We start from the raw sequence: 12,953 nt of genomic DNA, 5'->3' as shown, positions 1-12,953 counted from the left end.
CAGACAATTCGTATGGAAGATATTGAATTAAAAAAGCGTGCTAGAGAAAACGTCCTCAAAATCGGGTATTGCAACCTAGATGAACTTGAGGAGAAAGTGAAGGCGTTTCGCGTGATGAACCAAAACGCCGCCAAAAAAAGATACCTTATTACCCGAGAGCCGATTGCGGACTCCACGGGAAAGATCCTGGTACCTAAGGCCGCAGAGATAGACATCTCAACGGCAAAGTTACTGCGTCGCCATTTTAAGGGTTCGGTAGAATTCAAAACCTTCCAGCCTGACGAAGGGATCGTCATCATCTCGGATATGACTTCCGCGGAGGGGGTCTCCTTTACCATGGACATAGTGACCCAGATTATGAACCTAGGTGGAGGAGCTTACGAAGGATTTATTGATCGCGTGGACAGTTTCGGCGACTTTATCAATCTTTTGAAAAAATCCCTCTTTCCAAGATTGATCATCATCGGATACATTCCGGCGGACAAGGTACAGACGGAACTCCTGAATTTTGTCAGGGTGAAAAGGGTGGATAATTATTTGCGAGCGATGGAGCTTACCCATACCGCTTTTAAACCCACTCCTTACTTTTCCAAAATAAGACAAATCGAAATCTCCCCGGAGGATCCGAAATCCTGGGGGAGATTCGTGGTGGAGATCGTGAGGGAGTACACTCGCCCTTATCTATTGGAGGACGTGTAAAACGTCCTTTCCCGATTTATTTATACCCGGTAGAATTCCAGATTTTCGCGTAGGGGATCGGGCAAAGAACCGATCGCGTTGATGTACTTCTTGTACCTGTTTTCCAATTCCGTGAACTTTCTGGTCCGTATATTGATGAACCGGTTGTTGATCTCGCTGAATGCGGGCATCTTGGCGACCTTTTCCCGGATCGGTCTGGCAAACGGGATATGTCGATAAAAGATTCCTCTGACGACACGATTTAAACGTTGCACGCTTTCCGATTCGTACTTGATCCAAAGCTGGTAATCGTTCGCGAAAATATCCCTTTCGTTCCGGAATCGTTTGAATTCCGCTGCCAGTTTTTCTTTTACTTCGATGGAAAGGTCTTTGTTCTTCTTATAGAATTGAACGTAGTCCATATAATCGGCGGTAATGGACGGATTCCCGACGTTATTCCACTCCGGACCTAAGATCGTTTTGCATAGTTCCCAGCGGAAGGCGGCAAAAGCGTCGATGAGAAGAGATTTTAAATCCCCTTGAACGAAGATCGGGAGAACGATCCGTCCGCGACTCTCCTTGGACCCGGAACCCCGATGCACCGATAATTCCTGCCACATCATGACCTTGCTTCCGATGGATGGAACGATGATGAAATCCGGAACGATGGATCTTTGTACGAATTCCTTATTGATTCCGAGTTCCGGGTTATTGTAGATCACTTCTCTGCTGAAGACGGAAAAATCCACTCCTACGATCTCGTTGATCGCATCCGTAAGCATCTTTTTGGAGACGTAGGCTTTCCCCAGGGGGATTTGAGAGTGGTATTTGGTCAGAATGGGGAGGTAAGTCGCAAGAGATCCGGTTGTGAGTCGTACGTTGGATTCGTACATCGCAGCGAATTCGAATTTTAAACGCGCTTCGGGATTGTCTATGTCCGGAGGAAGATCGGATTCCTTTTTGAAACTCGCATTCCTGTTGTCCATTTTCACTTTATCAAAAAAGTTCTGACCTAATTCGTCCAACGAAGTGGGGGCCTCGCGCCTGTAGATTCTTTCCAGCCATTCCTGCCCATAATGGATAGGAATATCCGAAGGAGGGGAGATCGCATCCTTGAAGGTGGACATGAAAACCAACTGGGAATCGTCCAACAAGGTCTCGTCAAAGAAGCCGTACTTCAACATAAGATCCACAGGCTTAGGAACGTTCTTGTTGGAGTTGAGGTATTTTTGAAAACATCCGGCGTAAATGTCGAAATAGATCTTGGTAATCAATCTACGAAGCTTTCTAGTATCGTTGTCGGATTCCAAAGGATTCTTTAAGGATTTCAACTTCACCATTAAAGCGGAGAATTCCTTCACCGCCTCTCCGCCTAAGCCGGAATATTGGATGATCATGGAGGCGGAATTCTGAAGTTCCTTCCGGATCGCGGCTGCATCGGCGGAGCTATCGACTCCGATGGAACCGTTGGAGGAAGCGGCGGGGGAACTCCCTTCGTACTTCTTCGCTAGACCCGCCGTTTTTTCCAGGAAGGATTTGATATTCGGAGAGGGCGCCGGCATGGGCGATCCGAACAAGGCCTGGTGTCCCGCTAATGCCTTCTCTATTTTTTGAGAGATCGCCTGTAGCACAGGCACGATGAATTCGGGAGAAGATGACGCGTATCCGTTTGCGGTCATGTCCAGAATGAGATAGAATTTTTCGGTGAGGCTTTCTTCTCCCCCGATCAAAAATCGGAGCGCTTCCTCCAATTCTTCCAGGATTCCCTTTCCGTTTTCCGTGAGTTCGCTTTGTACTTTGCCTAACTTTTCGCAGACATAGGAAACCATGCTCGGATCGGGAGAAAATAATTGGGCCAAGAGGTTCGGATCCGCCAGGATCAGTTTCCGTAGAAAATTGAATTCCTGGTCCTGGAACTCCAACTCTTCCGGATAATATTTCAACAGTTGTTGGGAGTGCTCCTCGTCCAAATAGGTCGGGGTCGGCCTTTCCGGTAGGATTCCTCCGTTTTCGAAATAATTCTTCAGATTCTCCCGGGACAATCGCAGGATGGGATCCACGATATCCGAGCCCGGCTCGGCGATCGGCTGCCCCGGTTTGATATCCGGAAAAACCGCAGGATTGAATTGGTAGTAAAGTAAGGAAAGGTTATCGTTCGTTTTTGCCAGATCGGAAGTGATCTTGCGGAGTTGGTTCGTTCTCTTGAAAAGCTCGGTGATTTCGCGCAGCAGAGAACGACCGACCATGATTCCTAGGGAAGGACGTGCGGCCAGAGATTTGGACACCGTCGACGGTGACATAACATACGTGGACAAGACGCATTCCTGTTCCGCGAAGATGGAGTAAGGATATCTTCCTCCGGAAAATAGGGCCGAGGCCCCGGGAGTCAAATTCGCGCCGGCGAGTTTAAAGAGCTCCAATTTTCTCCCTTTCGGACCCTCGGCGACGTACCTCAATCCTCCGCTATGCAGAACGTTCAGAGAGTTTACCGGACTGCCCTCCGGAAAAAGGATGCTGCCAGCGGGGACGGTTACTTTTTGATTCGGAACACTTGTATCTATGGCCATAACTTCGTAAAAGAGAGCAAATTAAGAAGAAAACAATCCTTCGTCGATACGGGAAACTCTTTTTCTAGGATCGGATCTAAAATCCCCTGATCCTTCCGGATCCTGAATTTTGTCTCCTCCAAAACGGATTCTTCGGGTTCCTAGGGGAACACCCTCTACTGCTTGACTGATTTTGTACCTCCTCGAATGCTCCTTAGCGACATGAAGAAATTGGACGCACTCTTATCCGGATCTAAGATCGGAATGCTGACGAATCAAAGCGCATACGGATGGGAACACGACTATCATTTCCGAACGATCAAGGCCAAATACGGACTAAAAAAATTATTTTTACCCGAGCACGGACTGTTTGCGGAATTGCAAGACCAAGTCTCGGGGTCTTCTCTTTCCTATAATTTAGGGGACACTCGGATCTTGAACCTGTACGGCGACGCGGAAGAAAGTCTGGTCCCTTCTCCGGAATCTTTGGACGGATTGGATACGATCCTGATCGATATCCGGGACGTAGGCGCAAGATATTATACCTTTTTAACCTCTGCACTCTATTTACTGCAAACCGTGGACCGAAAAAATCGGGAAGGGGTGCATCGAATCAAGGTCGTGGTATTCGACTCGCCCAATCCTGCAGGGAACAAGGTGGAAGGGAGCCCGCTGGAGGAAAAATACTCCTCCTTCGTGGGGATTCCAGGTGTGCTCCACAGACACGGGTTGACCGCCGCCGGGCTTTTGGAATTTTATAAGGACAAGTTCGGGCTGGACTTCGAGTTTTATTCTTTCGGAAAGATGTACTCCAAAAATACCGATCCATTTCTTTGGGTTCCGCCCTCTCCGAATATTCCTTCGTTTACGACCTGCTTCGTATACGCGGGGTTGTGCCTATTGGAAGGAACGAATCTTTCGGAAGGGAGAGGAACGACTCGTCCTTTCGAAACTTTCGGAGCTCCGTACCTGAACGATTCGGACGAAAGACTGCGCAAAACTTTGGAAGAACCCCAAAAAGGCGTCTTTCATTTAAGGCCGCTCCGGTTGATTCCTACCTTCCACAAACACGCCGGAAAAGTATGCGGAGGATTTCAGATATTGCTGGAGAAGCCTTCCGAATTTCACAGTCTCTTGTTCGGACTACATTTGCTACGCACTCTAAAAGAATTTTATCCCGTCGATTTTTCGTATTTGAAAGGTCCTTACGAGTACCGTTCCGATCTTTCCGCGATAGAACTTCTGGTCGGGGACGACTTTTTGCTCGGTTATCTGGACGGGAAATCCTCCTATTTGGAAGTGGAAGAATATCTTTCCGAAAAGGAAAGACTTTGGAGAAAGGAAACCAAAGCGTATCGTAAATAAGGAACTAAAGGCGTTCCAATTTTTTTAACAGATTCGATTTTTCGATTTCCGTTCCCCCGAGCGAAATCGCTTTTCGAAGATTCAGTTTGGCTTTTTCCGAATCTATACCTGAATAAAGTTCGCCTAACAGAATATGATAATAGCGATTCTCTTTTAAGTCCAATTTTTCGGCTTCTTCGAGTGCTTCCCTTTTTCCTCTCGCTTTAGAAAGTGCGTATGTGCGATTTAGGGCCGCTGCGGGAGAATACTCGATCTGGAGAAGTTGGTTGTACAGCTGCAATATATTTTCCCATTTTTCGGGAATATCCGATTTCTGAGTGTGCCAGTACGCGATTCCCGCTTCGAGATGATATTTCGAAATCCGGGTGCCGGACGAAGCGCGATGCAGAAAATGACTTCCTTTTCGAATCCAATCCGAGTTCCAAAGAGAAGGATCCTGGTCCTCGTACAGGACTATTTCTCCGTTCCGGTTCGTTCTGGCTTCGAGTCTCGAGGAATGAAAGCACATGAGGGAAAGCAGCGCGTATACTTTCGGTTTGTCCGTGATTTCGTTCTCCGCCAGAATGCTGCAGAGGCGAAGCGCTTCGAAGCAAAGTTCCTTTTGTACGGTTCTTTCCGCACTCGAGGAATAGTAGCCCTCGTTGAACAGGAGGTAGATCGTCGCGAGGACAAAGTCCAATCTTTCCTCGATTTCGGATTCCGTCGGAAGTTCTATCCGGACTTTTTCCGCTCTAAGCTTTTCCTTGGCCCGAAATAATCTTTTTTGTATCGTTTCTTTGTTCGTTAAAAATGCGTTCGCGATCTCTTCGATTCCGAATCCGCAGAGGATTCGAAGGGAAAGTCCCACCTGCGCTGCCGGAGGGATGGTCGGATGGCAGATCGCGAACATCATCTGAAGTTGGCTATCGTTGATGTTCTGAGGGGATAAGTCGATTTCTTCTTCCGAATCCGGAGTCCGATCTACCATATTCGGAAGGACTTTCTTTCCGTAGATGGAGTTCCTGCGAAGGTGGTTTCTCGCTTTGTTTTTTGCTACCGAATAGAGCCAGGCTACGGGGTTCGGTGGAATTCCTCTGATCTTCCAAATCTCCGAGGCCGCCGCAAACGTATCGCCGGCTATGTCCTCCGCAATTTCGATTTCGTTGAAACCGAAGCGTTTGCACAGGACGGAGATGATCTTACGATATTCCGTCCTGAATAGATGAGGTATGAGCTCGTATTCGTTCATCTCATTCGCAAAGAAGATTTGGAGAAACGATTCAATTTCGGTCGTGCACCGCCGAAATCTCTCTGACCTCCACGCTATTCCCTTCCCCTTTTAAAATGGGGCATTTTTTAGCGATTTCTAATGCGGTTTCCAGATTTTCCGCGGAAATTACGATAAAGCCGGCCAAAGATTCCTTGATTTCCACGAACGGGCCGTCGATTACGATCCCTCCCGACTTTACCACCTTTCCTTCTTTGGAAAGACCGGTCCCGCCTCTGAATTTGTTCTGAACCGCGATGCCTCCGACCCAATCTTGGTATTGCTTCATATAAACCTGCATCTGTTCCGGGGAAGGCTGAGCTTCCTTGGTGAGTAAATCCAATCGCATCAATATCAAATATTCTTCCATTTTCGTTCTCCTCGATCAATTTCCGGACGGACTTTTTCTTTGCAGAAAATTGCGGACTCGGTTTCGGTACTCGTTAGGATTCTTTTCCCAGACGGATCCATGTTCTCCCTTTTCCAAGAGCCAAACCGTCTTCGGCCCTTTGTATAGGGTCGCCAATTCTTCCGTGTGACGGTAAGGCACTATTTTATCCTCCTTGCTGTGAATAAAGAAAACGGGAATTTTTCCCGGCATGCGTAAGGAATTCGCGGGGCTGGAGATTCCGTCGAATTTGCCTCGAACCATAGAGACTTCCAACAGAAATTTTTTAAACCATTCCGGAATGAATTTGGGAGCGGAGGAAGTTTCCAAGATCAGACGTCTAAAATCGAACATCGGATTTTCCGCGATCACTCCCGAGAGTTCGGGCATCTCCGGTAATGCGATTAGTATGGAGGAGGCTCCCACGGACGAACCGAGTGCATATACTTTGGAGTATTTGCGGGAAAGATAGAGATAGATCGAAACCACGTCCCTCGATTCCCTTTCACCATAAGTCAATCCGGGGATCACGCAAGGGGCTTGTCCGTGACAACCTAGATCTACCGATAGAACATCTAGGTGGATGTCGAGGAAAAAGCGAATGTATCGAGTCATTTCCCTCCGATCCGAACCGCCTCCGTGAACGAATAGGATGGCTCCTTGCGATTTTCCGCCTCCGTTTTCCTCGGTTCGAACCAACCATCCGGGGAGTTCGATTCCGTTTAAGGAAGGAACAGTTACTTCCTCGAATCGGAACTCCCGAGTCTGAAGAAGATTCCCGCACCTTTTTCCCCAATGGATTTCCGTTTCCGGATCACAGACGGACCAATTTTTAGAAGCGTTCCTCCAAGCCGGAAAAAGCAATTCGCTACTGGCCGACCATACCGAGGCGAGCATGCCTAGGCAGATAAGGGATAGAACGAGGGCCGAGATCCAAAATAAACGAAGTTTCATGATGGTCTGTCCTGGGAAGAGAACCGTAAAACTTTCATATTGTTACTCCTGTTTCAAAGAGGGCCGCTCGTGCCCGGGATCCTTCTTTGAGGGTTTTCCCGTATATCCACCGAAACTGGAGAAACTGGACATACAGAAGAAATTTTTTGGAAAAAAAAGAAAGGGGAATCGATCGGAATGGAGCTCCTATCTGCAGGAGCTCCAACAAGAAAGAACTCCGAAAATCGCTTTCCTAAATGGAAAATCAGTGATAGGCATTGGGCGTGGCGAGCAGGGGCGGGTACCACCGCACCGGCCCCCACCCAGAGCAGGGTGGGGCCTTAAACCTTCTCAATCCTCAGACGCAGAGTCCCTTCTTTCTTTCGGATCAGGAGTTCAAAGTCCCGCTCCTTCGCCTTTAAGAAGTTTTTCGTAATATTTGTCCAAAAGTTCGATTGGGGGATTTTGCAATCCGGCGGGAGATTCCGAACGAATGTTTCGTCTATCTCGTATCGAAAGAATTCCGTCTTTCCCGGCAGGATCGTTTTCTCTGGAATTTTCCATTCCTCTTCCAGGCAGGAAAGTCCCGAATTCGTAGAAATTTTACCGATGAATGCGGTTTGCGGATCCGGATATCTGATTTCTTTTCCGGAGGAATTGGTCATAAAGAGAAAAAAAACGGGGACTTCCTTTCTGCTGTCTCGGTCCGCGGAGACGAGAATGCGAATCTCCGAATCCTGTATCGATTTGGATTCCTTCCTTCCCGTAAAAGCGAGAGGGTTGATAACTCTGGCGACTACCGCAAAAATGAATAAAAGCAGGATCAAATCCAGGAATAAAATGAATTTCGTTCTGGATTTATCTTTTCCTTTTTTTTGGACCTGCTTCAAAAATTCCCGGAATTCTTCCGGAGAACGGGAATGATAGCCTTTAGCCATGGAAAAGTACCTTACGGATGTTTTTACGAATTCTGCCGGCAGTCGGATGCCCTTCCGAGAATTCCGCGGCGGAAGCGAATAGGCTTAAGGAAAGTCTGACCGCTTCCGGTATATCATGTCCTCTAGACAGGAAGAATGCAAGCATTCCAACAAGCAAATCCCCGGTTCCCATCACCGCCAATCTTCCGTCTCGGTGCGGCCAAAAATACGAATCCCCTTCCGGAGTGCAGAGTACGGAAACGTCGCTTTTTAAAAGTACATAGCAATTTCTTTCTCTCGTCCATTGCGTCGCTTCCTTCCATCCCTCCAGAACGTGAGAACAGGCTCTTCCGATAACTTTAGACCATTCGCCCAAGTGAGGAGTGAATAATACGTTCGGGCCCAATTTAGCGCCGGAATAGGATAGGATCGCTCCTGCATCCAAAATTACGGGGGTTTTTTCCGGAAGCGGATGGGTCGGACAATCTTCTAGAGAAAGTCCCGGACCCAGAGCGAACACTTTCGCTTTTCCGGCAAAGCTTCCGAGAAACGGATTCTCTTCTGCGGAAAAGGATTTTACCATCAGGGAAGAATCCTTTTTTAAAACTTTTTGAAGAGTGACTGGGGAAGGAGTTCGGATCAGGGAAATTCCCCCTCCCGCTTCATGAAACGTTAAGACGGAGGAGAGGATCGCTCCCGCCATCCCTTCCGAGCCTCCCAAAAAAACCGCCGAACCGTTGGAATATTTGTGGGAATCCTTTTTTCGTTCGGTTCGTTTTCTGAGCTCCTTCTTGCTCGCTCGGACCAATACTTTCTGCTTCGTCGAAAATTCCTTTCGGAGAAAGCCGATCGGATGAAAGGTTCTTTCTCTCCCCGGATCGTTCAGGAACAGATTGGTTAATTTCGGCACTCCTATCTCCGCGATTGCGTCGGAAGGAAAAGGTTCGGGACTTCCCGGGTAAAAGCCGGAGACCGTATCCATGCTGAGGATGAAACATTCCGAGGAGGCGTCCGCTTTCAACTTTCGGAGTTCTTCGACGACTCCCGCGATTTCTTCGGAAAGAGGAGGGTGAAAACCAGTGCCTAAAAGAGCGTCCACCACCACTTCGTTCCGATTCCAAACTTCGGCCCGAAATTCCTCTAAGGGAAATAATTTCGCTCCGGAGCCGGAACAGAGTTCCTTATAAAAAGCGGTCTCCTCGGAAAGGTTGCCGTTTTTATAATATACTCTACAAGGGATTCCTTCCGCGGATAAGAAGTGAGCAAGGGCGAAGCCGTCTCCGCCGTTGTTGCCGGAGCCGCAGAGTAGAAGGGCTCCGCCGGCTTTTTCGAATTTATTTTTCCAGGTTTGAAAGATCGAAATTGCCGCAAGACCCATCAGGAGTCGGGAAGCGGTCCCTCTTTCCGAAACGGAAAGCCTGTCCAATTCCTGACTTTCCTCTTCCGTAAATAGGGATTCGAATTTCATCCGTTCTTACTTCCATTTATGGATTTCTAAAAAGCCGGATCGGATTCTGACGGAATAGATCTCGTCGTTCGCGTCCATCCAAGTCTCTCTCCAGAGTCCTCTCGGAGGCGGGTAATTCAAACGTATATTGTTGACATGATTTCCGTCGTCGTCGTGAACCTGGAGCCTCACGGAATTTCCTTCCTCCGCTTCGGTTTCCCAAACGAAAAAGTTATCGTCGTTCAGAACCCAATAAAGGGTTTCCGACGGATCTTGGATGTCCTTGATCGGGAGGATTCTCTTCGTTTCCCAGTCGTAACGATAAATCTTTCTTCCCTTAAATCGACCGGATTTCGCTTCGTAAAAGCTGAAGGAAGCGAGCGCATAATCCCCTTCGGAATGAGACAGGATCGTGTCTATGTACCAGGTGCTTCCGTCCGAAGCGGAATGGACCATGTCTTTAAAATCGCTCGAATCCAGTCTTCGTTTCACCTTTCCGTTCTCGTCAAAGACGGAAAGTCTCATTTCTCCGTTCGAACGGTGAAAAACGAAGAGAAGATCGTTCTTTCCGGTTTCCATTCGCTCCACATATCCGAAAGGAACGGAACCTCCGACTCCGTCCGAATAAATCGTCTGTACGAGTTTTCCGGAATCGTTGATTTTTAATATGACGGAAGGGAGAACTTCTTCCGCGTCCGTCCGGAATTCTCCGGACTTCTTCGTGAATATATTCTCGGGCGCTTTGTCTTGCTTTACGTCTTCTTTGGAAATTCTGGATTGAATAAAAACGTCTTCGCTAGAAGAGACTGCGACCAGACCGATCCTTCCTAATTTCACGTTGTGAATTTTCAGCTTTTCGATGCCCTTCTCTTTGGGGTTACCGATCAGGAACTTGAGTTCCCCCTCCGTATTAAATACTTTCACCAAGGATTGTTCGAAGTCGGGGACGTACATCAAGCCGGAGGAGATCGCAATCTGATTCGGAATATTGGTCGGAACCCGATTGACTATATTCACTTGCAATTCCTTTAAATCCTTTCCGAGCTTGATCCTTCCGTAAAGATAAGGATTGTAATCGTCCACCCGGAACTTAGAGCAGGCGAATGCGCAAAAAAGGACGGAAATCGAAAGGAAGGAAAGAAAATATCGGTTCTGATTTTTGTTTTTGGGAAATTGGAGCATAATTTGAGGTTGGCGGTGCAATATCGATGGTCGGAGCATAGGTTATTCTAGATTCCAATTAAAAAAGGAAATTCTGTCTTTTTCGATTTTTTTTACGATCCTTTCGAAACCAAATTCAAAAACCGAACTTCAATTCCGGAAAGCCGGATTTCTCTCAAAATCACGACCTTTTTCGTTTCGAGAAAAACCGCTCCGCTTCCGGCGGTGTACCCCCTAAAATTTACTTTACACTAGGGCTTGGCCCAAATAATTTGAAAGGATATCGGGAACCAACCCAAAGTTTGGGTTATACAGATCGAAATTCGGCTTCAGAAAACCGGGCTTCGGTGGTAGACATTCCGCTTAGGGCGGGAGAGGCGGTTCAGAGACTCTCTGTAAGGCCGGCACTTGACAGTCAGTAAGGAAACGATCGGTTCGATCCTAGAAAGTATCCTGCATGCACCAGTTAAGTTGTACGCACTCATGGTTAGCCAAAGGCCCAACCATACGCTGATCGAGGTAGAGTTGGATCACCTCGAACACCCGTACGGTTCTGTCAGCCTTCTGGAATGTGAGCAAGTTTCCAGAAAACTGAATGAAGAGTTGGAACGGATCTCCCCGGATCTGAACTATACTTTGAAAGTTTCTTCCGCTGGTGCGGAAAGAATGCTGGAATTGCCCGGGGACTTGGACCGGTTTCGCGGAATTCCTGTTCGACTGGTATATCGGGCCGAAGGGGAACGGGGCGAGAAAGAGGGGATCTTTAAAATCCTGGATAGGCAAGGGGACCGATTGATTTTGGAACCGTTTTCCAAACGTAAAAAAGGAAGCGGGAAAAAAAGGGAAGCCTTCCTGGAATTGAAGGATATACTGAAAGGAAATTTGTACGTAAGTATTTGATTATGGCAGTAAAGAAGAAAGAATCCGAAGGCAACCTGTTGGAGGCGATCCAACAATTTTGCGCCGATAAGTCCCTGGACCGGGAAGCGGTTATGGGAGTCATACGGGACTCTTTGATTACGGCCTACAAAAAGAAGTCCGGACTGGATGGTTTGGATGATAGTGAAAACCCGATCAAGGTGGAATTTGCTTCCAATAACGACGGGGATAACGTAGTCATCGTGGTTCCCCGCAAAGTGGTCGATACTCTTCCGAAAGACGGTTTAGAAATTTCCGTCGACGACGCCAAATCCGCTCATCCGGATGCGGAAATCGGTCAAGTATTAGAATTTAAAGAAAAGCCGATGGAGCTTTCCAGGATCATTTCCAGCCAAGCCAAGCAGATGGTTTTCCAGCGCCTTAGGGACATGGAAAAGGAACTGCTTTACGAGGAATACAAAGCAAAGGAAGGGGAGCTGACCCACGGTTACTTCCAGCGCTGGAAAAAGGACGCTATGTCCGTAGACTTGGGGAAAGTCGAAGGGATTATGCCCAAAAGGGAGCAGAATCCGGGAGAAAAATATCATAGCGGGGATAGGCTGAAAGCGATCATCCAAAGGGTAGAACTGAGACCTCGGGAACCGATTCCCGTGATTACCCTTTCCAGAGCCTCGGCTGATTTTGTTAAGAAATTATTTGAAATGGAAATTCCTGAGATCTACGACGGGCTCGTCGAGATCGTGAATGTGGCCAGGCAGCCTTCCATCCGTACCAAGGTAGTGGTTCATGCGACTCGGGGGGACATCGATCCTGTCGGCGCATGCGTAGGGATGAAAGGGGTCCGGATCCAGTCCATAGTACGCGAACTAGGGAACGAAAGAATCGATATCGTCCAATATTCCAACGATCCTGCGGAATTCATCGCGAACGCGATTTCTCCTGCTAAGCCTTTCGATGTGAAAGTGGATACTCAAGGTAGAGAAGCCATGGTGATCGTTCCGGAGGAACAGCTTTCCTTGGCGATAGGAATCAACGGATCAAACGTAAAGTTGGCTTCGCAACTGACCGGATATAGGATCGACATCAAAACCATAGCGCAATACAACGAGGAGTTCTCGTCTCCCGAAGCCCGCGAACGACTGGAAAAATTGTTCAGTCCTCCTGTGGAAGAGGAAGAAGACGATGGCGCTACTCCGTTGGAGGATTTGCCGGGGCTGTCTGCCCGCTTGATCGAGCTCTTGCGGAGCGCAGGAATCAAGGACGTAGAGGCATTAATCGAGATCAGCCAGGATGATTTGGCAAAACTTCCTGGGATCGGTCCGACGACGGCGACTCAAATTCTCAAGATTTTGGCCGAATCAGTGGAGTGGGTGGAAGAGAGCTGATCTCTCTC

11 protein-coding genes are annotated in these 12,953 nt (G+C 48.0%); 4 read left to right on the top strand and 7 right to left on the bottom strand.

From position 1 onward, the window contains the following. Positions 1-12 precede the first annotated feature (12 nt). The gene (locus EHO60_RS11890; RefSeq protein ID WP_135768404.1) at positions 13-699 is read left to right on the top strand and encodes a Rossmann-fold NAD(P)-binding domain-containing protein; all 687 of its coding nucleotides are present in this window, start codon (positions 13-15) and stop codon (positions 697-699) included. 20 nt (positions 700-719) lie between these two features. On the opposite strand, the gene EHO60_RS11885 is transcribed toward EHO60_RS11890, so the two are convergent. Next, positions 720-3,245, bottom strand: a complete 2,526-nt coding sequence (locus EHO60_RS11885) for a Crp/Fnr family transcriptional regulator (protein ID WP_135768403.1) — start codon at positions 3,243-3,245, stop codon at positions 720-722. 201 nt (positions 3,246-3,446) lie between these two features. Here EHO60_RS11885 and EHO60_RS11880 point away from each other — a divergent pair, with 201 nt between their 5' ends. Beyond that, positions 3,447-4,589: a DUF1343 domain-containing protein gene (locus EHO60_RS11880; RefSeq protein ID WP_135768471.1), complete on the top strand. Its 1,143-nt coding sequence runs from the start codon at positions 3,447-3,449 to the stop codon at positions 4,587-4,589. 4 nt (positions 4,590-4,593) lie between these two features. Here the strand turns inward: EHO60_RS11880 and EHO60_RS11875 are convergent, their stop codons facing one another. From EHO60_RS11875 to EHO60_RS11850, 6 genes are all read right to left on the bottom strand, one after another. Beyond that, positions 4,594-5,817, bottom strand: coding sequence for an RNA polymerase sigma factor (locus EHO60_RS11875; RefSeq protein WP_135768402.1), 1,224 nt, complete (start codon positions 5,815-5,817; stop codon positions 4,594-4,596). A 31-nt stretch (positions 5,818-5,848) separates the two neighbouring features. Further along, complete coding sequence (locus EHO60_RS11870; protein ID WP_135768401.1) at positions 5,849-6,205, bottom strand: YciI family protein; 357 nt, start codon at positions 6,203-6,205, stop codon at positions 5,849-5,851. A gap of 15 nt (positions 6,206-6,220) precedes the next feature. After that, entirely contained in the window at positions 6,221-7,177 is a 957-nt protein-coding gene (locus tag EHO60_RS11865) for an alpha/beta hydrolase (protein WP_135768400.1), read from the bottom strand. A 320-nt stretch (positions 7,178-7,497) separates the two neighbouring features. After that, entirely contained in the window at positions 7,498-8,094 is a 597-nt protein-coding gene (locus tag EHO60_RS11860) for a hypothetical protein (protein ID WP_135768399.1), read from the bottom strand. Continuing rightward, complete coding sequence (locus EHO60_RS11855) at positions 8,087-9,541, bottom strand: bifunctional ADP-dependent NAD(P)H-hydrate dehydratase/NAD(P)H-hydrate epimerase (protein ID WP_135768398.1); 1,455 nt, start codon at positions 9,539-9,541, stop codon at positions 8,087-8,089. The genes EHO60_RS11860 and EHO60_RS11855 overlap by 8 nt, the downstream gene beginning before the upstream one ends. 6 nt (positions 9,542-9,547) lie before the next feature. Then, entirely contained in the window at positions 9,548-10,702 is a 1,155-nt protein-coding gene (locus EHO60_RS11850) for an LIC_12708 family protein (protein WP_210409367.1), read from the bottom strand. 450 nt (positions 10,703-11,152) lie between these two features. On the opposite strand from EHO60_RS11850, the gene rimP reads away from it, so the two are divergent. Continuing rightward, positions 11,153-11,581 (top strand): ribosome maturation factor RimP, encoded by a 429-nt coding sequence (gene rimP, locus EHO60_RS11845; RefSeq protein ID WP_246028295.1) that lies wholly within the window; start codon positions 11,153-11,155, stop codon positions 11,579-11,581. 2 nt (positions 11,582-11,583) lie between these two features. Then, entirely contained in the window at positions 11,584-12,945 is a 1,362-nt protein-coding gene (gene nusA, locus EHO60_RS11840; protein WP_135768396.1) for a transcription termination factor NusA, read from the top strand. Positions 12,946-12,953 lie beyond the last annotated feature (8 nt).

The sequence above is a fragment of the Leptospira fletcheri genome (assembly GCF_004769195.1).
Classification (GTDB): domain Bacteria; phylum Spirochaetota; class Leptospiria; order Leptospirales; family Leptospiraceae; genus Leptospira_B; species Leptospira_B fletcheri.
The sequence above is the reverse complement of the archived record's forward strand: the minus strand, read 5'-3'. Positions and strand labels throughout refer to the sequence as shown.